The organism is Nitrosopumilus sp. S6, from assembly GCF_054515815.1.
This window is the reverse complement of the sequence record NZ_JBTNRI010000001.1, coordinates 108,411-133,157: the sequence shown is the minus strand read 5'-3', so window position 1 is coordinate 133,157 and position 24,747 is coordinate 108,411. Positions and strand designations below refer to the sequence as shown.

The 24,747-nt window shown below is 32.6% G+C and carries 32 protein-coding genes and 2 tRNA genes; 17 read left to right on the top strand and 17 right to left on the bottom strand.

Features of this window, described 5'->3' with window-relative positions:
* Window positions 1-8 precede the first annotated feature (8 nt).
* Window positions 9-1,424, top strand: coding sequence for an amino acid kinase family protein (locus ACX12B_RS00720; RefSeq protein WP_459352170.1), 1,416 nt, complete (start codon window positions 9-11; stop codon window positions 1,422-1,424).
* Window positions 1,425-1,573: 149 nt separating this feature from the next.
* Here the strand turns inward: ACX12B_RS00720 and ACX12B_RS00715 are convergent, their stop codons facing one another.
* Window positions 1,574-1,780 (bottom strand): hypothetical protein, encoded by a 207-nt coding sequence (locus ACX12B_RS00715; RefSeq protein WP_459352169.1) that lies wholly within the window; start codon window positions 1,778-1,780, stop codon window positions 1,574-1,576.
* A gap of 93 nt (window positions 1,781-1,873) precedes the next feature.
* Here ACX12B_RS00715 and ACX12B_RS00710 point away from each other — a divergent pair, with 93 nt between their 5' ends.
* The 3 genes from ACX12B_RS00710 to ACX12B_RS00700 are packed head-to-tail and all read left to right on the top strand — an operon-like array spanning window position 1,874 to window position 3,583.
* Window positions 1,874-2,788, top strand: coding sequence for a branched-chain amino acid transaminase (locus ACX12B_RS00710; RefSeq protein WP_459352168.1), 915 nt, complete (start codon window positions 1,874-1,876; stop codon window positions 2,786-2,788).
* Window positions 2,789-2,829: 41 nt separating this feature from the next.
* Window positions 2,830-2,991: a hypothetical protein gene (locus ACX12B_RS00705; protein WP_459352167.1), complete on the top strand. Its 162-nt coding sequence runs from the start codon at window positions 2,830-2,832 to the stop codon at window positions 2,989-2,991.
* A gap of 37 nt (window positions 2,992-3,028) precedes the next feature.
* Entirely contained in the window at window positions 3,029-3,583 is a 555-nt protein-coding gene (locus tag ACX12B_RS00700) for a class I SAM-dependent methyltransferase (RefSeq protein WP_459352166.1), read from the top strand.
* On the opposite strand, the gene ACX12B_RS00695 is transcribed toward ACX12B_RS00700, so the two are convergent.
* The gene (locus ACX12B_RS00695; RefSeq protein ID WP_459352165.1) at window positions 3,584-5,383 is read right to left on the bottom strand and encodes a sensor histidine kinase; all 1,800 of its coding nucleotides are present in this window, start codon (window positions 5,381-5,383) and stop codon (window positions 3,584-3,586) included.
* A 102-nt stretch (window positions 5,384-5,485) separates the two neighbouring features.
* Between ACX12B_RS00695 and ACX12B_RS00690 the strand changes: the two genes are divergently transcribed.
* Window positions 5,486-5,881 carry a response regulator gene (locus tag ACX12B_RS00690; RefSeq protein WP_459352164.1) on the top strand — a complete coding sequence of 132 codons (396 nt, stop codon included), beginning with the start codon at window positions 5,486-5,488 and terminating at the stop codon, window positions 5,879-5,881.
* 21 nt (window positions 5,882-5,902) lie between these two features.
* Here ACX12B_RS00690 and ACX12B_RS00685 read toward each other — a convergent pair.
* A tRNA-Lys gene (locus ACX12B_RS00685) sits at window positions 5,903-5,976 on the bottom strand.
* A 65-nt stretch (window positions 5,977-6,041) separates the two neighbouring features.
* Entirely contained in the window at window positions 6,042-6,638 is a 597-nt protein-coding gene (locus tag ACX12B_RS00680; protein WP_459352163.1) for an SRPBCC family protein, read from the bottom strand.
* 96 nt (window positions 6,639-6,734) lie between these two features.
* Here ACX12B_RS00680 and ACX12B_RS00675 point away from each other — a divergent pair, with 96 nt between their 5' ends.
* A complete protein-coding gene (locus ACX12B_RS00675; protein WP_459352162.1) occupies window positions 6,735-7,259 on the top strand; it encodes a hypothetical protein in 525 nt (174 codons plus the stop codon).
* Here ACX12B_RS00675 and ACX12B_RS00670 read toward each other — a convergent pair.
* The 6 genes from ACX12B_RS00670 to ACX12B_RS00645 are packed head-to-tail and all read right to left on the bottom strand — an operon-like array spanning window position 7,249 to window position 11,603.
* Complete coding sequence (locus ACX12B_RS00670; protein WP_459352161.1) at window positions 7,249-7,692, bottom strand: COX15/CtaA family protein; 444 nt, start codon at window positions 7,690-7,692, stop codon at window positions 7,249-7,251. The two genes, ACX12B_RS00675 and ACX12B_RS00670, sit on opposite strands and share 11 nt — an antisense overlap.
* A gap of 2 nt (window positions 7,693-7,694) precedes the next feature.
* Window positions 7,695-8,654, bottom strand: a complete 960-nt coding sequence (locus tag ACX12B_RS00665; protein WP_459352160.1) for a plastocyanin/azurin family copper-binding protein — start codon at window positions 8,652-8,654, stop codon at window positions 7,695-7,697.
* Between the two features lie 11 nt (window positions 8,655-8,665).
* Window positions 8,666-10,192: a cytochrome c oxidase subunit I gene (locus ACX12B_RS00660; RefSeq protein ID WP_459352159.1), complete on the bottom strand. Its 1,527-nt coding sequence runs from the start codon at window positions 10,190-10,192 to the stop codon at window positions 8,666-8,668.
* Window positions 10,193-10,229: 37 nt separating this feature from the next.
* The gene (locus tag ACX12B_RS00655; RefSeq protein ID WP_428324927.1) at window positions 10,230-10,661 is read right to left on the bottom strand and encodes a cupredoxin domain-containing protein; all 432 of its coding nucleotides are present in this window, start codon (window positions 10,659-10,661) and stop codon (window positions 10,230-10,232) included.
* Window positions 10,662-10,663: 2 nt separating this feature from the next.
* Window positions 10,664-10,924 carry a heme transporter CcmC gene (locus tag ACX12B_RS00650; RefSeq protein ID WP_459352158.1) on the bottom strand — a complete coding sequence of 87 codons (261 nt, stop codon included), beginning with the start codon at window positions 10,922-10,924 and terminating at the stop codon, window positions 10,664-10,666.
* 55 nt (window positions 10,925-10,979) lie between these two features.
* Complete coding sequence (locus tag ACX12B_RS00645; RefSeq protein WP_459352157.1) at window positions 10,980-11,603, bottom strand: histidine phosphatase family protein; 624 nt, start codon at window positions 11,601-11,603, stop codon at window positions 10,980-10,982.
* 51 nt (window positions 11,604-11,654) lie between these two features.
* On the opposite strand from ACX12B_RS00645, the gene npdG reads away from it, so the two are divergent.
* The 3 genes from npdG to ACX12B_RS00630 are packed head-to-tail and all read left to right on the top strand — an operon-like array spanning window position 11,655 to window position 12,960.
* Window positions 11,655-12,326: an NADPH-dependent F420 reductase gene (gene npdG, locus ACX12B_RS00640; protein WP_459352156.1), complete on the top strand. Its 672-nt coding sequence runs from the start codon at window positions 11,655-11,657 to the stop codon at window positions 12,324-12,326.
* Between the two features lie 15 nt (window positions 12,327-12,341).
* On the top strand, window positions 12,342-12,575 hold the full coding sequence (locus ACX12B_RS00635) for a hypothetical protein (protein WP_459352155.1): 234 nt from the start codon (window positions 12,342-12,344) through the stop codon (window positions 12,573-12,575).
* Window positions 12,559-12,960, top strand: a complete 402-nt coding sequence (locus ACX12B_RS00630) for a pyridoxamine 5'-phosphate oxidase family protein (RefSeq protein WP_459352154.1) — start codon at window positions 12,559-12,561, stop codon at window positions 12,958-12,960. Before ACX12B_RS00635 ends, ACX12B_RS00630 begins: the two co-directional genes overlap by 17 nt.
* Here the strand turns inward: ACX12B_RS00630 and ACX12B_RS00625 are convergent.
* Window positions 12,954-14,129 (bottom strand): aminotransferase class I/II-fold pyridoxal phosphate-dependent enzyme, encoded by a 1,176-nt coding sequence (locus ACX12B_RS00625; RefSeq protein ID WP_459352153.1) that lies wholly within the window; start codon window positions 14,127-14,129, stop codon window positions 12,954-12,956. The two genes, ACX12B_RS00630 and ACX12B_RS00625, sit on opposite strands and share 7 nt — an antisense overlap.
* Window positions 14,130-14,173: 44 nt before the next feature.
* On the opposite strand from ACX12B_RS00625, the gene ACX12B_RS00620 reads away from it, so the two are divergent.
* Both ACX12B_RS00620 and ACX12B_RS00615 read left to right on the top strand, forming a co-directional pair.
* Window positions 14,174-14,248 (top strand) — tRNA-Arg (locus ACX12B_RS00620).
* Between the two features lie 84 nt (window positions 14,249-14,332).
* Complete coding sequence (locus ACX12B_RS00615; protein ID WP_459352152.1) at window positions 14,333-14,782, top strand: hypothetical protein; 450 nt, start codon at window positions 14,333-14,335, stop codon at window positions 14,780-14,782.
* Here ACX12B_RS00615 and ACX12B_RS00610 read toward each other — a convergent pair.
* Entirely contained in the window at window positions 14,746-15,339 is a 594-nt protein-coding gene (locus ACX12B_RS00610; protein WP_459352151.1) for a hypothetical protein, read from the bottom strand. The genes ACX12B_RS00615 and ACX12B_RS00610 overlap by 37 nt on opposite strands.
* 118 nt (window positions 15,340-15,457) lie before the next feature.
* Between ACX12B_RS00610 and ACX12B_RS00605 the strand changes: the two genes are divergently transcribed.
* Together ACX12B_RS00605 and ACX12B_RS00600 are read left to right on the top strand one after the other, a co-directional pair.
* Window positions 15,458-15,697 carry a hypothetical protein gene (locus tag ACX12B_RS00605; protein WP_459352150.1) on the top strand — a complete coding sequence of 80 codons (240 nt, stop codon included), beginning with the start codon at window positions 15,458-15,460 and terminating at the stop codon, window positions 15,695-15,697.
* Window positions 15,698-15,722: 25 nt separating this feature from the next.
* Window positions 15,723-16,370 carry an SDR family NAD(P)-dependent oxidoreductase gene (locus ACX12B_RS00600; protein WP_459352149.1) on the top strand — a complete coding sequence of 216 codons (648 nt, stop codon included), beginning with the start codon at window positions 15,723-15,725 and terminating at the stop codon, window positions 16,368-16,370.
* A gap of 2 nt (window positions 16,371-16,372) precedes the next feature.
* On the opposite strand, the gene ACX12B_RS00595 is transcribed toward ACX12B_RS00600, so the two are convergent.
* From ACX12B_RS00595 to ACX12B_RS00585, 3 genes are read right to left on the bottom strand one after another with little or no spacing between them, the layout of a single operon-like run.
* Window positions 16,373-17,011, bottom strand: coding sequence for a PqqD family peptide modification chaperone (locus ACX12B_RS00595; RefSeq protein ID WP_459352148.1), 639 nt, complete (start codon window positions 17,009-17,011; stop codon window positions 16,373-16,375).
* Window positions 17,012-17,050: 39 nt separating this feature from the next.
* Window positions 17,051-18,085, bottom strand: a complete 1,035-nt coding sequence (gene mtnA / locus ACX12B_RS00590; protein ID WP_459352147.1) for an S-methyl-5-thioribose-1-phosphate isomerase — start codon at window positions 18,083-18,085, stop codon at window positions 17,051-17,053.
* 36 nt (window positions 18,086-18,121) lie between these two features.
* Window positions 18,122-19,039, bottom strand: a complete 918-nt coding sequence (locus ACX12B_RS00585; protein ID WP_459352146.1) for an NAD-dependent epimerase/dehydratase family protein — start codon at window positions 19,037-19,039, stop codon at window positions 18,122-18,124.
* A 96-nt stretch (window positions 19,040-19,135) separates the two neighbouring features.
* On the opposite strand from ACX12B_RS00585, the gene ACX12B_RS00580 reads away from it, so the two are divergent.
* The gene (locus tag ACX12B_RS00580) at window positions 19,136-20,146 is read left to right on the top strand and encodes an SIS domain-containing protein (protein WP_459352259.1); all 1,011 of its coding nucleotides are present in this window, start codon (window positions 19,136-19,138) and stop codon (window positions 20,144-20,146) included.
* Window positions 20,147-20,154: 8 nt separating this feature from the next.
* On the opposite strand, the gene ACX12B_RS00575 is transcribed toward ACX12B_RS00580, so the two are convergent.
* Window positions 20,155-21,099: a glycosyltransferase family 2 protein gene (locus ACX12B_RS00575; RefSeq protein WP_459352145.1), complete on the bottom strand. Its 945-nt coding sequence runs from the start codon at window positions 21,097-21,099 to the stop codon at window positions 20,155-20,157.
* 152 nt (window positions 21,100-21,251) lie between these two features.
* Here ACX12B_RS00575 and ACX12B_RS00570 point away from each other — a divergent pair, with 152 nt between their 5' ends.
* The 3 genes from ACX12B_RS00570 to ACX12B_RS00560 are packed head-to-tail and all read left to right on the top strand — an operon-like array spanning window position 21,252 to window position 23,747.
* Window positions 21,252-22,079: a CBS domain-containing protein gene (locus tag ACX12B_RS00570; protein ID WP_459352144.1), complete on the top strand. Its 828-nt coding sequence runs from the start codon at window positions 21,252-21,254 to the stop codon at window positions 22,077-22,079.
* 43 nt (window positions 22,080-22,122) lie between these two features.
* On the top strand, window positions 22,123-23,448 hold the full coding sequence (locus tag ACX12B_RS00565) for an MBL fold metallo-hydrolase (protein ID WP_459352143.1): 1,326 nt from the start codon (window positions 22,123-22,125) through the stop codon (window positions 23,446-23,448).
* 2 nt (window positions 23,449-23,450) lie between these two features.
* Window positions 23,451-23,747 carry a Rieske (2Fe-2S) protein gene (locus ACX12B_RS00560; RefSeq protein ID WP_459352142.1) on the top strand — a complete coding sequence of 99 codons (297 nt, stop codon included), beginning with the start codon at window positions 23,451-23,453 and terminating at the stop codon, window positions 23,745-23,747.
* Window positions 23,748-23,755: 8 nt separating this feature from the next.
* Here ACX12B_RS00560 and ACX12B_RS00555 read toward each other — a convergent pair whose 3' ends face one another.
* Window positions 23,756-24,703: an iron-containing alcohol dehydrogenase gene (locus tag ACX12B_RS00555; RefSeq protein ID WP_459352141.1), complete on the bottom strand. Its 948-nt coding sequence runs from the start codon at window positions 24,701-24,703 to the stop codon at window positions 23,756-23,758.
* Window positions 24,704-24,747: the final 44 nt, after the last annotated feature.

Genomic DNA, 24,747 nt, shown 5'->3' with positions numbered 1-24,747 from the left:
AGAGTACCATGACAAAATTAGTAGTAGCAAAGTTTGGAGGAAGTGCAATAGGTCCAGATGGAGCATCTATTCCAGAAATAATTCAAAGAATTACTAATTTAAAGAAATACTCCAAAGTAATTGCAGTTTTTTCGGCTCCCTTAACAATGGATAATGGGAAAAAACGTTCACTTACAGATGTAATGTTAGAGCAAGGTAGAAATGCTGAAAATGGGATTTCACCATCATTAGATATTATCAAATCAACATATGAAAAAATTTTGGAATTAGTTGATGCGGAAAACAAAGGAAAATGCAAAGAGGTGATTGAACAAAATCTTGAAAAGGCTAAAAAAGCATTAGATGAGGCATTTGAGAATAAAGAATTCGTTGATGAAGTACGTTCACGTGCGTTGGCATTCTCAGGAGAGATATTAATGTCACATGTAATGAACTACATTTTACGAAGTAACAACATCAAAACCGAGACGGTTGACTTTGAGGATTGGCCGATAATCACAGATAACAACATAGAATCAACAAATTTTCTCACATCAGAATCTCGCTCAAAAATGGATAAAGCCGCAGAATTACTTGAACAAAACGAAGTAGTCACCATAGGAGGATTCATTGGAAAAACAGTTGACAATATCACAACTACGTATGAGCGTGGAGGTTCTGATCGTACTGCTGCAGATCTAGGAATTTTATTTCATAAAAAATATGAAACCAGTGTTGATTTTGAGAAAGATAGTGCAGTAGTTTCAGCTGATCCAAAAATAATAGAATCAGGATTAAGAGAAGTTCATCAATTATCATATAATGAAGCAAGACTTGCAGGAATGTTCGGAATGAAGATTTTAGATCCAATTGCCATTAAAGAAATTGTTGAAAACGGGGTAGATATGCCAATTACAATCACAAATATGAAAAATCCAGACAAAGTCACCACAATAAAGAGGGTATTACATGAACAAAAAGGACATCCTATCAAAATTGTTACAGGAAAGGAAAATTGTGCAATTTTTAGAATAGAAACAACATCAATACAGAAATTATTGACATCATTGGAGAAAGACAAACGTTACAGTGAATTTGTTATTCTATCTCCATTTACTAAAGATGGAATAGAATTTTCAAGAATATTGTTTTTGGACGGAGATTATGTAAAGAGAAATGAAAAATACTTGCTAGGGTTTGATTCTCTTGCAACAATAACATACAACAGAGGAGTTATCACGTTAATTGGAGATGAAATGTGGAGAGTTCAACAAGTTGCATCTAGAACAAGTGCAAAGATTGGTGAAGCAGGATTAAACATTTTGAATATGGATGCACAAGAAGAAACTTCAAGAATAATTATTGTTGTAGAAGATACAAAAGACAACATTAGAAAAGCAATCATTGCAATACACCAAGAAATTTCAGAAATTAATTTTATTTAGTGAAAGTGTGGCGCACGGGTTTTTACACCAGTAGCGCCATCAAGGGTTTGTTCTTGGACCATTATCTAGATTCAGTCCGGCGTTACCCTAAACACGCGATACTATACTTTACATTTGCTACTATTTAGAGCTGATCTATATAGATCAGATTACATACGCTCAGCAAAATACCATAAAATTATTCCAATTCCAAGAATTCCATACCACTTGAAATTTTTCTTATTTGTAAAAATTGTCGGCGAGCCTAACTGTTCATCACGGTAAGTAGTTTGGCGAATTTTTCTCATTTCAAAAGCCTGGCCAACTAACCCAATAACCAGGAGTGCAATTGCAATATACCCCAAAGTCCACTCCATAATACAATTTCATTCTAGTCAGATATGTAGTTTCATGTTAAGAATAGTATCAAAAAATAATTCTTTAAATTAGCATAGTTTTTTTCCTCTCCTATGAAAGAAGTTGGAAAAATATGGATGAACGGGAAATTAGTGCCATTCAAAGATGCCAAAGTGCATGTTCTAACTCACGCATTACATTATTCTACATCAATCTTTGAAGGAATCAGATGTTACAATACACCAAATGGTTCTGCCATTTTTAGACTTCCAGAACACGTAGACAGATTCTTCAAATCAGCAAAATTGTATTCTATGAAAATGCAGTTTTCCAAAAAAGAAATTTCTGACGGAATTATCAAGACAGTAAAAGCAAGTGGACTAAAAGAGTGTTACATTAGACCATTAGCCTATTATGGATATGGAACAATGGGTTTAACCCCAACACAAAACAAAGTAGACGCTTCTATTTCATGTTGGGAATGGAAAATGGGAGAATCAAAAGCAGGAAAGTTCTCAGGAGCAAAATGCAAAGTGTCTAGTTGGATAAAAATTGATTCTAGATCTCAACCAACACAAGCAAAAGCAGCATCAAACTATGCAAATGCAGCTTTAGCAAGAATGGAGGCATTAGAAAATGGATATGATGAAGCCATCATGTTAAATTGGCACGGAAAAGTTGCCGAAGGCAGTGCTGAAAATATCTTTGTCGTAAAAGACGATATTATCCAAACACCTCCATTATCAGCAGGAGGACTAGAAGGAATTACAAGAGATAGTGTCATCCAGATCATTGAAGAGAATGGCGGATTTGTTATTGAACGAGACCTAGAAAGAGATGATCTTTATGCTGCAGACGAAATATTCATGACAGGTACTGCTGCTGAAGTAAAATCTGTAACACAAATTGACAAAGTAAAAATCGGTAATGGAAAAATGGGCAACATTACTAAAGCACTACAAAAATCATTTACGGATGTAGTAATGGGCAAAGATGAAAGATTCTTGCCTTGGTTAACATACATCTAAGATTCCACGAAGTTTTTTACCCACAAAAATTCATAGAAATTATGGATTCATGTGCAACTGGAGATACACAAGAAATCTGTTGGTTTTGTAGAAAGGGCAGACATGAAGATTGTATGAAAGAGATTCCAACTCAAGGAAAATCAGATGGTCCACATGACTGTACATTTGATACAAAACTTATTCCATGCAAATGTAACCACTAACATTAGTATCAAATACAGCTATACCTCAAAAAAATTCATGAATTATAATGAAGAATTTTGGAAAAAATACGCAGATGAAAATGAGTCAAGATATAATGAAGAATTTGCAAAATTTACAAAAGATCTTGCAATATCATTACGATGTTCAAGTGTTTTAGAAATTGGGTGTGGGACAGGAATTGATTTAAGGTTATTTCCAGACACCTTTCAAATTCATGGGGTTGATCTTAATGAATATGCACTAGGTATTGCAAAAGAAAAATTTTCAATAGCTAATTTCAAAAAAGGAAGTATTACAGATTTACCATTTGAGGATTCATCAATAGATTTTGTTTTTACTCATGGGTTATTGAATTACTTAGATGACGATACGTTAGAAAAAGGTATTTCAGAAATGCACAGAGTGTCAGGAAAGTATGTTATGAATTGTGAGACATATAATAACATAGAAGAAAAAATTGATGAAAATCAGACATCTCGAAATATGGTTAAACGTTGGATGGATTACAAGGTAAGAATTGTAAGTGATGTAGACATGCACGAAGATATCGAACCTGAGAAAAAACGATTTGTTTTATTAAAAAAGCTCTAGTTAGGAAGTTTCAATTTTTGCTTCTTGAGGGAGGAGTTTTGGCATCTCTATAGTAAATGTAGTTGGATTATTCTTAACAGAGATAATTCCTTTATGTTGTTCAACAATGTTTTTACAACTTGCTAAACCTAAACCAGTACCTTTTTGTTTAGTGGTAAAAAGAGGTTCAAAGATTTTGTTTATAACAGATTCGGGAATTCCATCACCAGAGTCAGAGAATTCCAATATGACATTGTCTTTCTTTTCGCTTACATTTATGGTAATTTTTCCACCACTATCAGGCATTGCTTGAATTGAATTTATTATGAGATTAATAAAAACTGCATCAATTTTTACAGGATCACAGTTGATGATTGCATCTTTATCAGATATGTTAATTTCAACATTGGATGGTACATTAATTTTTTCTATAGAGGTTTTTAGAAGTTCATGAACTGAAATATTTGATAATTTTAGAGGAGAGTTCCTAACATATCCCAGGACATCGTCTACTTGGTGAGAAATTCTAGTGATACTTTTATCAATTAAATCAATTCGTTTTAGGATATCAGGATCAGAGATTTTTTTATCTAGGGGTTGTTGATTTAACAAATCAACAGACATTTTCATTACAGATAATGGGTTTCTAAGATCATGTGCAAGACGTCCAGACAGTTCACCAATTGCAGATAGACGTTCTTGTTTTAGTAATTCATGTGTTTTTTCCTCAACAAGATTTTCTAGATTGGTTTTTTGTTCCTGAAGTTCCTCAGTACGCATCTGAACAAGTTTTGTAAGATTTTTGTTCAAAGTTAACACAATTGCTGCAAAAACAGCCAACATAGCAACAACACCAAGCATAATATTTTGAAAAGTAATTTGTTCATCAGTTTCTATGAAAATAGAATGAACAATAGAAATTCCAACTACCATAGTAATTATAGATAATGTTAATGGAATTCCAAATTTACTAATTGTTTCAAATTGTACTTTTTCTGAAAAGAACATAGCTTGTTGTTCAGAGGTTGGCATCTGTGAAATCTTATAGCGAATATAAAATGCAAAAATTAGTAGAACGTAAGTATACAACCAAAACAGATCAACAGGATGTCCATCAAAATATGTTCCATCAAGTTCTGCAAATAGGAAAAATGTATCTGCTATTCCATATATTATAAATCCAAATAAAATTAACATCCAAGAAAAGTTTGCACCTTTCTTTGCGAGATACATAATTCCAACAATTGCAGGAATAACTTGGATTGAACCCAGTATAGGATATGCAAGAGCAATCAATGTAGGGAATGCATCTTCTCCCAACATGTCATCATATGCTGCGGTTACAGACGGAAACAAAAATGAAATAGATAACCCAATTGCAAATAACCAAACATTTCTACTGACATTTTTAAGAACAGGCTTTAAGGAAATAAACAGAAATGCCGTCATTAATGGATATGCTGCAATGTAAAAAATGTCAGCTTCAGATGGGAACGGACTACCATCCCAAAAATGGTCATACATTATCCAAATTAATTCAGCAATAAACCAAGACACTGAACCTATAGAAAATAGAAAAAATGCATTTGATTGATAATGTTTTTGTTTGTATAATTTTATTGTAAGCATTAAAGCAAAACCAGTTAAAACTGCAACTGAACCAAGATATGCAGGAGCAGAAATCCAAGCAAACTGATCATCATCAGCAAACGGTCTTATTTGATATATCAAAGTAATAGAAACTAACACCAGAATTAATACTGTCAAAATAGACTTTGTGTCTATAAAATCTTTTTTTGAGAGAGAGCTATTTGTACTCAAATCACATCAGTATGATATTATATTATATTCAAACATATATGAACATATCAACATACTAAGTGATGAAAAAATTTGAAATTGATAAATACTTTATAAGAAGCTATGAACATAATAACAATTATGAGGAAGGTTGTTTTAGTTGTTGAAGACGACAATGATCTTCTAATGATTTACAAAGAGATTTTGGAGTTGAATAAATTTGAGGTACACACTGCAGAAAATGGGCAAGAAGGGGTAGAAAAATTCAAAGAGATACAACCATCTCTTGTGATAATGGATGGAGACATGCCAGTATTGGATGGATATGAGGCTTTTAATCAAATTAAAAAATTAGACAATAATGCAAATGTTGTAATAGTTACTGGAATGGCAGAATATGAAAAAAAGAATCAAGATGCAATTAAAAAAGGACTAATCAAAGTTATTACAAAACCATTGGGAATAGACCAGCTTGTTGATTTGGCACAAAAATATTCTGAAATCAAATTAGAAAAATAATTTTAATTTAGAATTGAAAAGCGGGTCTAGAGGGATTCGAACCCACGACAGCAGGATTAAGAGTCCTGCGCGCTACCTGGCTGCGCCATAGACCCACCAGAAATACTAAGCCTAGAGTTGTTATTAATCTTAAGATTGTAAAATAAAGGAAAATTATGTTTTATGCTTTAGCTTCAATTTCATTGTATTTTTCAATGATTGCAGTTAGTGCAGTTGAAACTGGAACATCATTCATCTTTTTCTTTTCGGCAAGAAGTTTTTGGTATGCTTCTAGTGTGATGTATACTGGAATTGAACCATTTCCTTCTAACAAACCTCTAACGTTGTAAAGGGCAGTTTCCATTCCTCTCTCAGCAGATTTTGCAAATTTTGCTTTATCCATAATGGCTCCTAATGGACCAAATGGCATGTCATAATCTACTGACATTGTAACTCTTGTGAGGTTATTTCCTAATGATTTGAATTCATTAGTGATTTGCCATTTTTTGAATGGACCTTCAATTTGTTTTGCAGTGATTTTCTCATTTCTAACAAATTCGGTTGTCTCACAATCCCACTCTAAACGTTTACCGCTAAAGTCACCGATAATTCTAAAGGTTGTACCTACACCCATGCCTTCCTTGATATCCATAGGAACGACGGTCATACCTACTGCATCAGTTTTGATTTGATCAGAAACATGTTCTGGTCTTGCAAAGTAAGTAAAGACATTCTCAACAGGTGTTTTAATATCGATTGATTTTGTTACGAGGGTCAACGATTCAATGTCTTGCCAATAAGGATTTAAAGGTTTTGAAGATTTCCGAAGAGAATCTGGTTACAATATATTCATCCAATTCCAATATTTTTCCATATGACAAAAAAGCGATCAGTTTTGATTTTATCTTTTTTGATCCTTTTCTCAATTCCAGGACTTGGTGATGCGTTTGCCCATTCCATGTTCAATTCTGCTGAGCAGCATAATGGAGGATACAGAGTCCAAGTTGCAACAGCTCCTGAATTTCCACAAATGGACGAGCCATCTCAATTTTTGATTAAAGTTACTGAAGGATTTGACTATGAAGATGTTGATGGGTTTACAATGGGGATGAAGATATTTTATAACGACAAGCAAGTAGATACTATTCCACCTACTGTAATAGAAGGATCTCACTGGGATTTTGATTATGTTTGGAGAAATTCAGGAAATCATATTGTAGAAATATACTTGTATGATGCTCCAGAAAATCCCGAACCACTCTCCTTCAAGTTTAACATGGGTACTCAGAGCCCATTTGGACAAATTTTCATCATAGCAATTACTATAGGGGCATTATCAATGACAGGGGTGTTTTTGTATATCTATATACCAAAAATTTTCAAAAAATCTAGGCCTTAGTCTCTAAAGATTTTCTTGAAATTCTAAATGCAAATAAGGTAGTTAGTAACACCATGGAGAATAACAATATTCCAATTCCCAAGTGAATTGCAACTAAAACCGCATGAAGTTTTGTATCAATTACTAAAGCACCAAGTGTAATTTGTGTAATAACAAATATCGTTGCAAGGGTACTTGTAATTTTGATTTTGGTGTCAGCTCGTTTGTTAAGAAAGCTTGCAACCATAGTTGCAATAACCAAAGTACCAGTAGTAGCAGCTGCTAATCTATGAATCCATTCAATAAGATATTCTTCAGATGGCATTATACCATTTGGACATAATGGCCATTCAGGACATGTTAATCCCAACCCGGCTGCTGAAATATACCCACCTAAGAACATAAGTGAATACAACACAATCATTGTTGCTAATGCAAGATACTGTATTGCCAAAATTATTCTACTATGAAATTGCCTACCATGCCTTGTAATGCATGTCCAGGAACAGTACAGATGTAATAGTAACTACCAGGTGCACCAGCAGTAAATGTAGTACTTCCACTTTCACCAGGTTTTAGAGGATTAGATGCTGCTGCAATTTCAGAGTCCCAAAGAATATTGTTAAAGTCTTCAGGATTTGCAACTACACCAAATGCATGGAAGGATTTACCATTATTTGCAGAAGTAATAGTAATTTCATCACCAGAGTTTACACGAATTTCAGGGTTATTACCATCTTCTCCAGGTAATGCATTAAATGCTAATGTTCTAAAATCATCAGATTCTACAAAGTCCAAAGTAAAGTCATGAGATACTCCTGTTGGGGCTGCTGCAACACCAGAACTACCACCTTGTGCTGGACCTACAATGATTTCACCAACCATTCCTTGTTCTCTGTGACCAGGAACTGTACAAATGTAATAGTAAGTTCCTTCTTCACCTGCGACAAATTCTGAAGTTCCACCTTCACCTGCTTTTAGAGGATTAGATGCAGATGCAACTTCACTACCAGGAATAATTCCACCAAATCCTTCAGCGTCTTTAGTAACACCAAAAGAGTGGAATGATTTTCCATCATTGACTACGTTAAAGATTACTTTATCACCAACACTCATTTCGATTGTTGGGTTGACTCCAGGTTCATCAATTAATGCATTAAACGTCAAAGACCTAAAGTCAGCTGATTCAAGAAATGAAAGATCTTGTGTGATTGTCTTTCCAGTTTGAGTTGCTGGTGCGGCATGATCATCACCGCCTGCCATCATTGCAACAACTGGGGCGGGTTCTGAAATCCAATAATCCCAAAGCGAAAAGAAGATTGCTCCACCTACAATACAAATTCCTAACATAATTGCCATCATTTTTCCAGTTCTTGCTGGAGTGGTTCTGTAAACTGTTTGTGTATCGTGACTCATTTCATAATCTCCTAATGTGATGGATTCTTTGCCTCAAATGGATAATAGTATTTGCCTCCAACACCAAATGGATCCTCTGTGTTTGCAGGCTCTCCTTTTCCAGCGCTGTAAATCATGTTAACTAAGAAGATTACCATACTGACACCGATAATCATTGCACCAACTGATGCAATTTGGTTCATTGCAATCCATTCGGGGATTGGTGGATAGTCAAAGATTCTTCTTGGCATTCCGTACAATCCAAGTACGTGTTGAGTGAAGAATACCAGAATGGTTCCTATGAATGATAAAATAAAGTGAATCTTACCCATTGTTTCATTGTACATTCTTCCTGTAACGTATGGATACATGTAGTAAAGATAACCAATTGAACCAAATGCAATGGTTCCCATCACAAAGAGATGGAAGTGTCCAACGACCCAGTAAGTATCATGAGTTGTAAAGTCTAACGGCATAGCTGCATTTGCAACACCACCTGCTCCTGCTGAGAAGAATAATGCAATTCCACCAACAGCCCACATCATTGGGGTTGCAAACTTGATTCTACCATTCCACATTGTTGCAATAAAGTTATAGACATGCATTGCAGATGCTGGAACTGCTGCAAGAGTTCCTACCATGAATACCGTCTTTTCTGTAAAGGACATTCCAGTTGCATACATGTGGTGAGCCCATGATGAGAAACCGACAATAGATAATAGTACAAATGCAAAGATACCAGAATTGAAACTGTAAATTGGTTTTCTTGAGAATCTTGGAATAATTTCATACATCATACCAATAGCTGGAATGACAAGAACATACACTTCAGGATGGAATGTAAACCAGAACAAGTGTGCATATGCAATTGGATCTCCTCCCATTGCAGGATTAAAAAATCCAGTTACACCAAGTCTGTCAGTTAAGAGCATCAATAATGCTGCTGCAAATGTTGGAATTGCAACAAGGATGATTAATGATGATGACAAGAATGACCAAGCCAATAATGGGACTTGGCCAATTGACATGTCAGGATGTTTACATTTGAGAATTGTTACAACAAAGTTGATTGCACCAAGAACAGAAGATACACCTAAAATCTTTAGACCAAATATCCACATGTCAGCAGCTGGACCTGGGGCGCTGATAATAGAATATGGAGGTGTTGCATACCAAGTAAAATCTGCAAAGCCTAACCAGATAAGAGCTCCAGAAGGAGGAATCATCCAGAATGCAATTGCATTAAGTTTTGGATAAGCCATGTCTTTGTATCTGACCATAATTGGAACAAAGTAGTTACCAACAGCAGATGCAAATGGTATGATGAATAAGAAGATCAAAGTAGTTCCGTGAACTGTAAAGATTCTGTTAAAGGTCATTGCATCACCAATAATTTGTGCTCCTGGCAAGAACAATTCAGCTCTAATTGCAAGTGCTAATGCACCACCTAAGAATAAGAATCCTAGAGACATGATAAGATAAAGTAAACCAACATCAGTGTGATGTGTTGAGAACATTATTTGCCAAATTGGACGTGGTTTTTGTAATTCCAGAACCATTAGTTAATTCCCTCCAGTGATTCTGATAAAAGCGTTATCAAGAGTGAGGTTCCTCCACAATTAATGTTCCACGCATGTTATAGTGAATTAATCCACAGTATTCTCTACATTGAATATCATGTTCTCCAACATCAGTAGGTGCAAACCAAACAGTATTGACTCTACCCGGAATTGCATCCATCAAAACAACATAATCATGAATGTTAAAAGAGTGATTTACATCAGTTGAATGGATTTCAAATTTGTAGGCTTTGCCTTTTTCAACATGTAATTCACCAATTTCTTTAGTACCATCTTCATGTTCAAAAGTCCAGAACCATTGCTGTCCGGTTACTTTGATAATTTCAGCTCCTTCTGGAACATGTTCAACTAATCTTTCTGCTTCCCATGCTTCAGCACCTACCCAACACATGATAGCAACTACTACACCAACGTAAATCCATTCAGGCCAATTAGAGTGTCCGCCCATTTTTACCAGTCAGTCCCCTCATATTGTGTTGGTTTTGCTTTTGGATGAGATTCTCTGAATCTCCAAACTTGCCAAATCATAGTACCAGATACAACTGCACCTACAACAAATGCAATAGTCATCATTCTAAAGAATAAATTCCAAATAACCACTCTACGATCAAGATATTCACCAGGTTCATCACCTGCAGCAAATGCGTACTCTACAGCAGGAACTATTACCATAACTGCCAATACTAAGAATACCCCGACTATTCCCTTCATAGTGAATGACTGTCGTGACCTTTGATTTCTATTTAAGGGTTTTCAAGATTATTAGCTACCAACCTTGATCGAAACGAGTTGGATGCATTACATTAAGTCCAGAAAGAGAGAACTTTCGTTTGTTTTCTCTAAAGAGATTCAATGAAGCATTTGCTATAATTAATTCAAAGAGGTTAGTAGGAGACAAGTCTACTATTGTGGATAACATCGCCTTGATAGGGTCCATGTGAGTTACAAGGACTACATTTTCATCAGGATGATTTTCAATGACGTGATCAACAATTCCTAAAACTCTTTTTTTGACTTCATCAAAAGTTTCAACACCATTGTGAGCAATTTCAAGATCACCTTGATAAAATTTCATAAAGACATTTCCATGATCATTGAAAATTTCATCGTATGCCATTCCAGTGAATTTTCCCATATCAAGTTCAATTAATCTATCATCAATTGTAACATCAAGAGAGTTGTGTTTTCCTACAATTTCTGCAGTATGTTTTGCTCTTTGGACAGGGCTAGAGTAAATTGCAGATATGTTCATGTGTTCAAGTAGTTCAGCAGTATGTTGTGCTTGCTGTTTGCCAACATCAGTTAAAGGTACACCTTCAGTTCTACCAGCTAGTATTCGTTCAGTGTTATTTTTTGCCTGACCATGTCTTAGGAAAATTATTTGGCCCAATCTAATCGAAATTCAAATAGAGATAATAATAACATTGTCTGTAGTTAATTCATGAAAGTAGGAATTATTGGCGGAACTGGCGGAATGGGTAAAGGTTTTGCATTAAGATGGTCTCAAAATCATGATGTAATTATTGGTTCTAGGGATGCTGGAAGAGCATCAGAATCAGCTACAGAGTACACAAACATGGCAAAAGAAGCATTTGGAGAAATCAAAGGGAGTATTTCTGGGAATGATAATGTTTCAGTTGCAAAAGAAAGTGACGTGTTGATTTTATCAATTCCATATGAGAACATTGATTCAGTTTGTTCAGGAATATTATCAGAAGTTAGTGACAACTGTGTTGTAGTATCACCAATTGTTCCAATGATTAAGACAGATGTAGGATTTGAGTGTGTTTCAATTAAAGATAACAAACCATTCTCATACAAACTTGTATCAAACCATATGAAGAATAAATCAAAATTAGTATCGGCTTTTCATGTAATCTCTGAAAAGAAACTTGTCAATCCAACTCTAGAATTAGATTATGACATTTTTGTTTGTGGAGATGATAAAGAAGCAGTAGGTGTTGTTAATACACTAATTGATGAGATAAAGGGATTAAGATCAATTTACCTAGGACCAATAGAATTATCATATTTGGCAGAAATGTCAACTCCATTGCTACTTAATGCGATGATTCAAAACAAGATAAAAAATCCTGGAATCAAAATTATCTAAGTCTGTTATTTTATCATGAGCCACGAGTATTATAGGCGAGGTAGAAATTGGTATACTGCCATAGGGGTTTTGTTTTCTGTCATGGCAGGAATTGTCTTAATCAGACAATTGCTAATATGGGGAATAGAATTTGTTGAAGAGTTTTTGTTCAATGGAGAAATCACTAATGAAAAAGTCTCTATGGCAATGTTGGCATTTGGTGTTTTTATGATAGCATTAGGATTTAGAAAACATGAGCAAAAAAGATGAATTTCTAAAAACACAAAAGATTTTGCGTTTAGCAACTATTGGGAGTAATAAAACTCCACATATTGTTCCTGTTTGGTATATGTATAGTGGAAAAAAATTCTATATCGGTACAAACACCAAAACTCAAAAGGCAAAAAATGTAAAGAAAAACAATAGAGTTTCTTTTTGTGTAGATACAGGCGTCAATGCACCAAATATCTATGGTGTTATGGGACAAGGAGAATCAAATCTAATCCTAGAAGAAAAGAAAGTGAAAACTGTTGCAAAAAAGATTCTTTTACGATATTTTAAAACATTAGATAACAAATCAGCAAAAGAATTACTTGATGATACTGATTGTATTATAGAAATTATTCCTGAAAAAATTTCTGTGTGGAGTTATTGAGTAACAAATTCTTCAATCTTGTTCATTGCAGAATCTAAAATTTCAAGACTGGGAAGATATACTAGTCTGAAATGACCACTACCATATTGTTCTCCAAAACCAGAACCATGTACAGTTAACACACCTTTTGATTCCAAGAGTTTTGTAACAAATTCCTTGTCTGTTCCAAATTTATTAGATTCAATTTTCGGAAATGCATAGAATGCACCTTTTGGATTTGGGCAAGAAAGTCCCGGTATTTCATTTAATCGTTTTACAACCAAGTCTCTGCGTTTTTTAATTTCAGAGACAAAATTAGAGATGTAGTCCTGAGAACCACGTAAAGATTCCAAGGCAGCATATTGAACTGGTAGACTAGTTGCAATTCTCACTCGGGCTAATTTAGGGAGATTTTCTCTTAGTGCATCAAGTTTTGGAGAGTTGTTAAATGCAATATATCCAATTCTCCAACCAGACATCAGGTGGACCTTGGAAAAACCATTAAGAACAATAACTGGTGAATCGCCTGCAACTTTACCGATTCCAACAAATTTTTCATCAAAAATAATTTGATCATAAATTTCATCACAAATTATGTAGAGATTGTGTTGATTTGCAATATCAACTAGTTCTCGAAGTGATTTTTCATTAAATACAACACCAGTAGGATTGTTTGGACTGATCAAACAGATAGCAATAGTTTTTGAAGTGATTTTTGATTTTATATCATCAATATCAGGAGTAGAATTATCCAAATCAACTGCAAACTCTACAGGGACCCCACCATGTAATCGGACATATGATGCATAAGGAGGGTAATATGGGCCTGGGAGTAATACTTCATCTCCTTCTTCTACAATTGATGAGATTACCATATCTAGTCCTTCAGAGACACCGTTTGTAACTAGAATCTCATCAGCAGAAATTGACAATCCTTTAGCATTTTCTTTTTTTGCAATCTCTTGTCTTAACTCCAATAGTCCTTCAGAAGTAGAATAGTAATTCTCACCATTGTTAATTGCATTAATCAAAGCTTGTTTAACATTATCAGGTGGTTGAAAACCAAATTGAACAGGATCACCAATATTGAGATAATCTACATTCATTCCTTTTTGTTGTACTTTTCTTGCAGCAAGAACAATATCTCTAATTGCATACTCTACACCTGCTACTTTTTTTGATACCTTCAAAGTATCTAGACAGATATTTAGGCCCGTTAAATTCTTACTTGTTTGGACTCGTTGCACAGCCTGGATAGTGCGGGCGGCTTCGAACCGCCAGGTCGAGGGATCGAAGCCCTCCGAGCCCTTTAGATTATCTTATTAACCAAATAATTTTCCACAGAAACGAAGTGAAAATATCACTATTTAAAATTGGATTGGTGTTGGTGATTGTGGGAGTAATTTGGATATCAATAATTTTTGTAGATACTGAAAAAATTCAAGAACAAACAATTCTAAAACAATCAAGTTCATTTGAAATAAAACTGCAATTTACAGGTACAGATATTGGATTTTACAAAGTATACATGCCAGAATTTTCAGGACAAGAGATATTTGTTCAGATTCTAGATGTAAAGGGTAATGTAATTCAAGAACAAATCATTCAAACAAAAATGTCAGTAGGTTACTTTGATTTTAGTGAGGATGGCACATACACTGTCAAAGTAACAAACTTGGCAAAAAATCAAGTGAATTTAGAAGTAGAATTTGGAAACACCAATTCAAAAGAAATGATTCCGTCAGGAATAATGATTCTAGTTGGTTCTATTGCTATGATAGTGATGGCATATCTTAAAATTAAAAATTACAAAATGGCACAACCTGATGAGAAGATCTCATAGACCGGAATACATTGTATTGTGTGTCCAAAAATTAGAACTAGATTAAATCCTAACCATATTGTAAAGAACAAAAATGTAACAATTGAGAAAGGCAATAATAATTTGAGTTTAGTGTGTTCTCTATTTTTTAAAATTAATAATCCACCTAGGGAGCCTATAACTAATCCTAACTCTAGAGGTTGATGAGACCAAGAAATTAATCCATCAATTCCAAATATTTCATGAGATAAAGAATCTCCAAAACCTGAAATTATTTGAATAACAGAGCCAATCATAACTAGTTTAATTCCTATTTTTAGAGAATGATGAATTGATTTTCTAATTATCAAAATGCCGCCAAGTATTGCAGCTACTGCAGTCATTGAAACTCCAGAGTATACAATCATGTGAGATGGACTCCAGAAAAATTCAGGTTCTTTTTGAAGATGAGATATTGCATCCCAAAAACCTGCTGAAACTGTAATGACAGGACCAATTACAGATAGAACACATATGAGATGTATGAGATTATCAGATTTTACAAAAGTGGAATTTGAAATTCGTTGAATTAATCGCATTTATTCGCACTTGAGAAAAGGAGTATTTGAAATCTTGTAAAAATATCAAGTTGGAAAAATTAACTTTGTGGCTAATTTTTAGAATTAACTATATTAGATAAAACAATCTAAGAATTTTATGACTCCTGGAATTGGATTAATGAAAAGAAGACTAGAAAAAGAGAAAGATGCTATAGCACTTGCAGTATCAGGTATTGCAAAAAAGTACAATATTGTACCAGATACAATTGAAACTCTAGAAACAAAATATCATGATGATGCTGGAGATTGGTATGTGGCATTAGGTTGGGATGAAAAAAAGGCAATAATCCAGATGGATTCAGTTCAAGGAACAATAACTGAGATTAAAGAAATTTAATTATCAAAGAATATTTCAAAATATTATGACTAGTGCAATTGTTTTAGGTGGTTCCAGAGGAATAGGAAAAGCAATATCTGAATCACTAAAATCATTAGAAATTGATGTTTTTGCGGCATCAAGAAATGACATTGATACTTCAAATTTAGACAGTGTTAAAGGATTTATCAAAAATCACAATCAAACAGATATTTTGATTCTAAATACAGGTGGGCCTGCTCCAAAACCATTTGCAACAGTCACAGAGGAGGATTGGAAATTATATCACAATCAATTATTCTTGGGATTTGTTACAATTTTACAAAATATCAAAATTAATGATGGAGGATATATTTTCCTTATTAGTTCAAATGTCATCAAAGAACCAAATTCAAAATTAATAATCTCATCAGCTTATCGTGCAGCGTTTGCAGAAGTATTCAAAGTATTAAGCAAGGAATATGCTGAAAATCAAATCAGTTGCATCAATATTGCTCCAGGACCAATCAACACAGATAGAACTCGAGAATTAATAGAAAATGTAGAAGAATACAAAAAATCTCTGCCTATGAAGAGACTGGGAGAGCCTGAAGAGATTGGAAATTTTGTAAAGTCAATTATTCAAAATAAAATAAAATATCTTTCAGGCGTTACAATAAACTTTGATGGTGCAAATTCAAACTATATTTTCTAAAATTATTTTTTAAACTCAACATTTGGTGCGTCAGGTTGACCTGCAATTGCAATTAATCCACCATCACGTAATTGTTGTAATAACTGCATGACTTCTTTTTCAACTTGATTTCTTTGTAATCCTGTTTGTTGAGCAAAAACTTCAACCAAATCTGTAACTTTACGTTGTCCATTACAGGATTTCCAAAAATCAACTATTGCTTGATTTACCATAAATCCTTGATCATGTTCATTTGCCAATACCATAGAACCATCTTCTTGTTGAACTAATTTTCCAACTCCTTGAGGCAATGCTGTTTCATAGTTAATTGGGGCAGGAGTATTCATTCCAGCACCCATGTTTTTGATTTTGATTTTTGCCTCTTCAGACATTTTATCCATTGACCATGGAGGATCCCATACAATGTCAATATTGACATTATTTACTCCAGGTACTTTTTTGACAAATCTTGTTGCATCAGAAACTAGAGTTTCATGAAGAGGACAACCTTGAGTAGTCATTGTCATTTTGATATTAACATCATTATTTTCTGCCACATCAATTCCATAGATTAAGCCCATCTCAACAATGTTTAGAGGGACTTCAGGATCCATGCATTGTTTTAATGAATCTTCAATTGCTTGTGGAGAAATTGTACTCATATTGTTAAGAGCAATTTGAAAAACAATAAAAACTTTCTATTAATTAGCTGCAAATAATTTTGGAATAGATTCTTCATATGGTGCTGTAGCCACGCCTTTTTCAGTAATTATTCCAGAAATTAGTTCTGGAGGAGTCATATCAAAAGCAGGGTTAATCACTCCAATATCATCAGGGGCAGTTTTTTTATCACCAATTCCAGTAACTTCACTACCTTTACGCATCTCAATGATTACATCTTCAGCCTTTGTTTCCAAATCAATTGTGGATAATGGTGCTGCAACATAAAATGGAATTCCATGTTGTTTTGCCATGGTAGCAACTTGATAAGTTCCAATTTTGTTAAAAACATGGCCTGTTTTTACAATTCTATCTGCACCAACTACAACTTTGTTTACCAAACCATTTGCCATAGAATATCCGACAGCAGTATCAGGAACTAAACTAACATCAAAACCATCATGTTTTAATTCAAATGCAGTTAATCTTGAACCTTGTTGAATTGGTCTAGTTTCAGTCGCTATTACTTTGACATTTTTTCCACTTTCTCTTGTGGCTCGAATAACACCAAGTGCTGTTCCATATGCAACTGTAGCTAATGCTCCAGCATTACAATGAGTCATTATAGTATCATTATCATCAAAAAGCGTAGAACCATTCTTTCCCATTGCTTTGTTTATTTCAATATCTTCATCTGCCATTTTTTTGGCAGTAGAAATTACTAATTCCTTTATTTGTTCAATTGAATTACCTGTTTTTGCAACATTCATTATTTTTTCTAATCCCCAACCTAGATTTACTGCAGTAGGTCTAGTAGCAAAAAGAATTTTTCTTGCTTCTTCAAGATCAGAAATAAGTTCATCTTTTGTAGTTGCCTTACTTTGTAAAACAGCCAATGCTAACCCAAATGCACCAGACACACCTATTGCAGGGGCACCTCTTACAATCAGAGTTTTGATAGCATTTGCAACTTGATTAAAGTCATCATATTCTACAAAAATGAGTTCATTTGGTAATTTAGTCTGGTCAATCATTATTACTTTATTATCTTTCCATTCTACAGTTCTAAAAGACAATTTTACAAAACTATTTTTTAGTTACCATATTTGAGTTCATCTATTTTCAAGCATTTTATCTAAACCAGATTTAAGATTAAATTTTGGTGAAAATCCAAGTTCATTTTTTGCTTTTGAAATCAATACCTCACTAAACAATAAATCCCCTCTTCTAGGAGGATCATAAATAATTTTAACGTCTTTTTTTGAAATTTCCATCATTGTTTTAGCTAATTCAGTAACCGAAGTAGATACTCCACTTGCAAGGTTGTAAACTTCTCCTTTTTTACCACTTAAATGAGAAATTGCATCTAAAACACCTTGAACTAAATCATCAATGTAGATATAATCTCTAGTATTTTTTCCATCACCAAAAATTATTAACGATTCATTATTGTCTAATTTTTCAATAAATTTTGTAATCACACCTGCATATTCATTTGATTGTCCTTTTCCATAGACATTAAAAAAACGTAGAGAAATAGAATTCATATCAAAAGCGTTAGCAAAAGCACGAATGTAGGATTCCATTGATAATTTATCAGCACCATATGGTGAAACAGGGTTAGGAACAGTTTCTTCTGTAACTGGAATTTGTTTTGGATCTCCATAAATTGCTGCAGATGAAGCACCTATGAAATTTTTCGTATTTGTTTCTACACATGCTTTTAGAAGATTTATTGTTCCAAGCACATTTACTTTATTAGAAATTTCAGGGCGTTTTAGTGATTCAGAAATATCAATTTTTGCTGCTAAATGAATTACTAAATCAAACCCATGCAAACTTTTTTTCAGTAATTCAAAATCTGAAAGATCACCTTCTACAATAGTAGGAATTTTTGATGAAAAGAAACTTAAATTTTCTTTACTGCTGTTTGAAAAATTTTCATATACAGTTACATCATTGTTTTCTAAAAGGGATTTTACGATATATCTTCCAATAAATCCAGTACCTCCAGTTACAAAAATTTTCATACAAAATTTATCAACATATCACTATAATATGTTAATTATTCATCAGAATATTTATTCTCAACATTAATGTTTATCCTATATTTAATAAAATTGGAAATGATAAATTATAACGATATAGAAAAAGTCGATATTAATGGAATGCATAAAATATATGATAAATGGCCGGAAATAGCAAAAAAATCATATGATATTGATTTCGAGCCAATTCAATTTCCTGAAATTGATCATATTGTATTTGCAGGAATGGGTGGTTCTGGAGCATTAGGAGATTTTTTTTCTTCAATTCTATCAAAAACAAATATCCACACATCAATTGTGAAAGGATACGAATTACCTAAAACTGTGAATAAAAACACATTAGTTGTTGTAATTAGTATCTCGGGAAACACTCATGAAACATTATCAGTTCTCAAGCAAGCACATACAATTCACGCGAATGTAGTTGCTTTCTCTTCAGGAGGAATGATTGAAAAATACTGTTTAGAAAATAATTTGAAATTTAGAAAAATTGAAAAATATCATTCTCCAAGAACATCTTTTGTAGCTTATTTGTATTCAATTTTAAAAATTTTACAACCTTACTTACCAATTGAAAAAAATGAGATTTATGAATCAATAAAAGAATTGGAAAAATTATCGCAAAAAATTTCATCCAATAATCTTTCAAAAGACAACCCATCTTTAGATTTAGCTTATTGGATTAATGACATTCCAATAATTTATTTTCCAAGTGGTTTTCAAGCAGCATCAACTAGATTTAAAAATTCACTACAAGAAAATACAAAGATGGAGGCAATTTCAGAAGATGTTCTAGAAATGTGTCATAATGGAATTGTCTCATGGGACAGAAAATCAAAATTTAAACCAATTTTTCTGGAAGGAAGGGACGATCATTTAAAAACCAAAGAAAGATGGAGGATTTTAAAAGATTTTTTTGATTCAAAAAAAATTGAATATAAGGAAATTTTTTCAATTGAAGGCAATATTCTTTCAAAATTGATTCATCTAATTTATCTATTAGATTATGCATCGATTTATCTTGCGATTTTAAATAATATAGATCCAACACCTGTAAAGCCAATAGATTTTATTAAAAAAAGGCTCTAAAACTAGCACTAATTTTTATATCCAAATGATATTCGTGAAGAAACTCTTGACAAAACATATAAAATTACAGCAGCTAAACTGAAAAAAAATCCTATCGATACTAACAATAAAGTAAAAACAGTCATGCCAACAGGAAGTCTATCCATATAATTGTAAAAATCTACAACATACAATGCACTTATTCCAGATGCAATAAAAAATACAATAGCAGGAATTCCAAAAGCTTGTAGAGGACGATGTTCTATAATCAACTTGAAAATGGTAACAATTACTCCAAAACCATGTTTTAATGGATTTTTTGAAGAAGTTTGAATTCCTTCAGGATACATTTCTTTTCTTGGAATTTCAACAATCTTTAATTTTTGAATAGAAGCTTTTAGAAGAATTTCTGCAGACATTCCCATTCCTTCAGTCTCTAAAGAAGGAACAATTAATTTTAAAGAATCTAGTCCATATGCTCGTAATCCACTTTCAGCATCTTTGATATCACTTTTAGAAAATGAATTTACGAGTTTTGTAATCAATTTGATTCCAAATTTTCTATAGGGTTTTACATCATCTGTATCATTTAAAAATCTTGAACCAATGACAATATCAGCCTCATTTGATAAAATTGGTTGGATGATTTTTGGAATGTCTTTTGCATCATGTTGTAGATCTGCATCAAAAGTAATAGTAACTTTAGCATTTCTCTTTAACCCTTCTTCTAATCCTGTTTTTATTGCTCCACCATATCCACGGTTTCTTTTGTGAGTGATTACATCTACGCCAGTTTTTTTTGCAATTTTTTCTGTATCATCAGATGAGCCATCATTAATAACAATAATTTCTGTAGCAAATTTTTTACACGTTTCAATAGCATCCTTAATTGTAGATGCTGCATTATAAGATGGAATGCAAACTAAAATCCCATTAGATCTAGAGTCAACCTTTTCTTCAATAGTTTCTTTCATCATTGTTTGACGTATAATCAGATTTTAGCTATTTAAAATAATATCGAGATACAATACCTTATCATAACTAAATTTCTGTAAACTTAGGCACAAATACTTTCAATATTGATAATATCTGGATAATTGATATAGGAAAAAAGAAAATGGATTTTATGATTCAAGCGAAAAGTGTTATGAATTCACCAATAACAATGGATAAAAAGACAAGTATTGCTGAAGTAATTTCTCATATTTTAAAAGAAAAAATTAGTCGACTTTTACTTTTAGAAGATAATAACATTACAGAAATCGTAAGTGAAAAAGATATTTGTCAGTTTATGCTCAAGAATTCAACTGAAACAATTGATGAAATTCCAATAAGTAAAATTTCTAAAAAAATAATTAGTATCAACCCAGATGAAGATCTTAAAGTATGTGCAGAAATAATGATTTCAAAAAACATTGGTTCTATAGGAATTGGAATTAAAAAAATTGATGGAATTGTTACAAAAACAGACATTGTTAAAACTATTCAGAATGAATTCAAAGGGAAGAAAACAGCTGTTGAAATAATGACAGATGATTATTTATGGGAATTTTCAGATCAGCCAATAAACTCAATTTTTAAAAAAATGATTGATTTTAATATTTCCAGATTAATAATAAAAGAAAAAAATGAAATTGCATCAGGAATTATAACAATAAGAGATTTACTAAAATTAGGGTTCAAAGATTTTAACACAGATTCTGTGCATGAATCTGAATTAGATACTAGATTATTGTTTGAGAGATTTAACTCTGGAAAAATTCTTGGAGAACAACTGAGCACAAAAAAAATACTTTCAGTTCCAATGGATGAAGATCTATCAAAGGTTTGTTCATTGTTATGGAATAAAGGAATTGATGGTTTAGGAGTGTTAAATGACAATAACATTATTTGGGGAATTTTAACAAAAACAGACATTGTTAAGGAATTCATCAACCAAAATAATTCAAGTTAATAATTAATGTAACTTTTAAATTCATTTGTTTTTAAGCAAAATCATGTTTGTAAGATTTTTAGGTCAGGCATGTACATTAATTGAAACTGGAAATTTTAGAATAATTGTTGATCCGTGGATTGTAGGTCCATGTAATGTAAATACTTGGTATCCATTACGAAAAGAACCTGCAACTAAAAAAGATATTCCAACAGATGTAGATGCAATTTACATTTCACATGAACATGAAGACCATTTTCAAGCCGAATCATTATGCGAATATAATAAAAATACACAAATTTACATTTGTAATTTCCCAACTGAACGTTTTCATAATGCTATTAGAGATTTAGGGTTTTCAAATATCACTGTTCTGAATTCTTGGAAACCAGAAAAAATTAATGATGATGTGGAGATCACATCTATAAAGAATCCAGATTTAATGTTTGAAGATTCTGCGTTATTAATTAAAAGTAAAGAAGGTACAGTTTTTTGTCAGACAGACTGCAAGATGGATTATGAATCGTTGAGAAAAGTTAATGAAGCAAAACCAGATATTGGATTTTTTATGTACTCACCTGCAAATTGGTATCCAATTGCATATAACTATCCAGAAGATAAAAAAAATGAAATTGCATTAAAAAGAAAAAAGAATAAAATTAATGGGTTTGTAAATTACGTAAATCAAGTTCAACCAAAAGTAGCAATTCCTTATGCAGGTGGAATATTATTACCTCATAAATCACAACTACAATTTAATGAGAATTCTACAAGTATGTTTGCTTGTCCAGATGAAGCAAAATTAGCCTGGGAAAATTCAGGTAATACGGGTTCAAAGGTAATTACGATGGCGGCAGGTGATGAAATTCTACCAAATGGAGAACACATACAAAATTTTGAACCAGTTCTATCAACAAACAAAATGGAAATTGCAAAAAAATTATCTGAAACTATAAGTGATGATTTAGAACAAAGATGGAAAAATGAAGGAATAGCTGATTCTAAATTACCAAATCAAATAATAGAGTATTTTGATAAAATTATTTCAGAAAATCCTAAAGCAAGAGAACATATCGATATGAAAATACAATTAGTTGCAGAAGGAGATAACGGAGGGAGTTTCAATTTTGACATAACAAGAGAAAATAATTCTGAATCATTTGCAAGAGAAGGAGAAATTGATGATTGGAATTATTTTATGAAAATTCCTGCTCATCTAGTACAAAAAGCAGTAAATAATGAATTATTATGGGAAACACTATTTTTGTCATGTAGATGGCAAGGAGACAGAAGACCAGATCAATGGAATGAACATTTAATTAATTTATTATATGATCCAAACCCTGAAAGAATCCAACGAATTTACAAAACATATGAAAGATTACATTAGAAATGGAAATCAGAATTAAAAAAAATAATCTAGAAAAAGGGAAACTAGTAGAAGTGTCTAAAAGCCCAAAAATTATTGTATATTATGATGGTACAAAATATTTTGCTTTTAGTGGAATTTGTCCACATGCAAAATGGCCTTTGGAATTAGGTTTTGTAAATGATTGTACCCTTACATGTGGAGGACATGGTTGGGAATTTGATATTGATAATGGAACATGTAAAACAAATCCAGGTAGAGATTTAGAAAAATATACAATAACAGAATCAATTGAGGAAATAGTTATTTCAAATAAATAAAAAATCTATTAATTTTTTATCTCAGCATTATTGATTTTTTCTAATAATGAAATAATGTCATTTTTTGTTATTAATTTTGGATTATTATCAAGATGTTTTACATCAGGAAGTATTGTTTCTGCAGCTTCCTCCAAGGATTGTTTCAAATTTATTTTAGAAAAGGTTAGTTTTTCTACAATATTTTTAAACCGATTATAAAATTTAGAATTGTTAAATTCATGAGCTACAGTAGTGGTAAAGGCTAACGCATGACCATGTGAAATACCCTCATTTGAATATACATAAGATAAAGCATGACCCAAAGTCGTAGAAGAATTTCCAAAACCAAGACCGTCAATTAATGAACCTAATACAATTTTCTCAAAATCATTTCTAAGTATTCCTTCTTCTAAAAGATCAAATGCATAATTACATAGAAATTTTGTATAAGGATTTGCAAGTTTACTATCATACGCTTCTGTACATTGAGCACATGCATCAATAACAGAATTTTTTGTTATTTTTTCATCAGAGTTTTCAATAAAATGGGAATCAATTATTGCAATATCTGCAAAAAGTTGATCATCATGAAAGCTTTTTTTCTTTCCGTTTACTTTCAGTACAGAGATTCTAGTTACTTCACTCCCACTACCAAAAGTAGTAGGAATCATAATTTTTAGTTTATTCATTTTAAATGCACAATATTTTGCAACATCCATAGAGCTACCGCCTCCAATTCCAATTACATGAGTAAAATCAGAATTTTTGAATTTTGAAATAATTTTTTGTGTAGTTTCAATTGAAGGATTAGATTCTACTTTATCAAAAATCATTTGATTACTCAATCCAGCATATTCTAACCAACCACGTGAATTTGCTCCAGAAGAGGTTATAACAAGACATTTTTCAGGAAATGAATAATCTTTAACGCTCTGCTTACCAAAAATGATTTTTGAGGGTTGTTTTATTGTCCACATATAAAGAAAGTAGAAAGATCTATTATTATAGATTAAATTATTTG

Bases quoted from the DNA above. Each gene is read 5' to 3' on its own strand.
- ACX12B_RS00595 (WP_459352148.1), bottom strand. From the start codon at position 17,011: ATGAGTACAATTTCTCCACAAGCAATTGAAGATTCATTAAAACAATGC.
- ACX12B_RS00720 (WP_459352170.1), top strand. From the start codon at position 9: ATGACAAAATTAGTAGTAGCAAAGTTTGGAGGAAGTGCAATAGGTCCA.
- ACX12B_RS00560 (WP_459352142.1), top strand. From the start codon at position 23,451: ATGGAAATCAGAATTAAAAAAAATAATCTAGAAAAAGGGAAACTAGTA.
- ACX12B_RS00660 (WP_459352159.1), bottom strand. From the start codon at position 10,192: ATGGTTCTGGAATTACAAAAACCACGTCCAATTTGGCAAATAATGTTC.
- ACX12B_RS00630 (WP_459352154.1), top strand. From the start codon at position 12,559: ATGAGCAAAAAAGATGAATTTCTAAAAACACAAAAGATTTTGCGTTTA.
- ACX12B_RS00635 (WP_459352155.1), top strand. From the start codon at position 12,342: ATGAGCCACGAGTATTATAGGCGAGGTAGAAATTGGTATACTGCCATA.
- ACX12B_RS00600 (WP_459352149.1), top strand. From the start codon at position 15,723: ATGACTAGTGCAATTGTTTTAGGTGGTTCCAGAGGAATAGGAAAAGCA.
- ACX12B_RS00690 (WP_459352164.1), top strand. From the start codon at position 5,486: ATGAACATAATAACAATTATGAGGAAGGTTGTTTTAGTTGTTGAAGAC.
- ACX12B_RS00555 (WP_459352141.1), bottom strand. From the start codon at position 24,703: ATGTGGACAATAAAACAACCCTCAAAAATCATTTTTGGTAAGCAGAGC.
- ACX12B_RS00675 (WP_459352162.1), top strand. From the start codon at position 6,735: ATGACAAAAAAGCGATCAGTTTTGATTTTATCTTTTTTGATCCTTTTC.
- ACX12B_RS00565 (WP_459352143.1), top strand. From the start codon at position 22,123: ATGTTTGTAAGATTTTTAGGTCAGGCATGTACATTAATTGAAACTGGA.
- ACX12B_RS00705 (WP_459352167.1), top strand. From the start codon at position 2,830: ATGGATTCATGTGCAACTGGAGATACACAAGAAATCTGTTGGTTTTGT.
- ACX12B_RS00710 (WP_459352168.1), top strand. From the start codon at position 1,874: ATGAAAGAAGTTGGAAAAATATGGATGAACGGGAAATTAGTGCCATTC.
- ACX12B_RS00580 (WP_459352259.1), top strand. From the start codon at position 19,136: ATGATAAATTATAACGATATAGAAAAAGTCGATATTAATGGAATGCAT.
- ACX12B_RS00715 (WP_459352169.1), bottom strand. From the start codon at position 1,780: ATGGAGTGGACTTTGGGGTATATTGCAATTGCACTCCTGGTTATTGGG.
- ACX12B_RS00700 (WP_459352166.1), top strand. From the start codon at position 3,029: ATGAATTATAATGAAGAATTTTGGAAAAAATACGCAGATGAAAATGAG.
- ACX12B_RS00655 (WP_428324927.1), bottom strand. From the start codon at position 10,661: ATGGGCGGACACTCTAATTGGCCTGAATGGATTTACGTTGGTGTAGTA.
- ACX12B_RS00610 (WP_459352151.1), bottom strand. From the start codon at position 15,339: ATGCGATTAATTCAACGAATTTCAAATTCCACTTTTGTAAAATCTGAT.
- ACX12B_RS00665 (WP_459352160.1), bottom strand. From the start codon at position 8,654: ATGAGTCACGATACACAAACAGTTTACAGAACCACTCCAGCAAGAACT.
- ACX12B_RS00650 (WP_459352158.1), bottom strand. From the start codon at position 10,924: ATGAAGGGAATAGTCGGGGTATTCTTAGTATTGGCAGTTATGGTAATA.
- npdG (WP_459352156.1), top strand. From the start codon at position 11,655: ATGAAAGTAGGAATTATTGGCGGAACTGGCGGAATGGGTAAAGGTTTT.
- ACX12B_RS00575 (WP_459352145.1), bottom strand. From the start codon at position 21,099: ATGAAAGAAACTATTGAAGAAAAGGTTGACTCTAGATCTAATGGGATT.
- ACX12B_RS00570 (WP_459352144.1), top strand. From the start codon at position 21,252: ATGATTCAAGCGAAAAGTGTTATGAATTCACCAATAACAATGGATAAA.
- ACX12B_RS00585 (WP_459352146.1), bottom strand. From the start codon at position 19,039: ATGAAAATTTTTGTAACTGGAGGTACTGGATTTATTGGAAGATATATC.
- ACX12B_RS00605 (WP_459352150.1), top strand. From the start codon at position 15,458: ATGACTCCTGGAATTGGATTAATGAAAAGAAGACTAGAAAAAGAGAAA.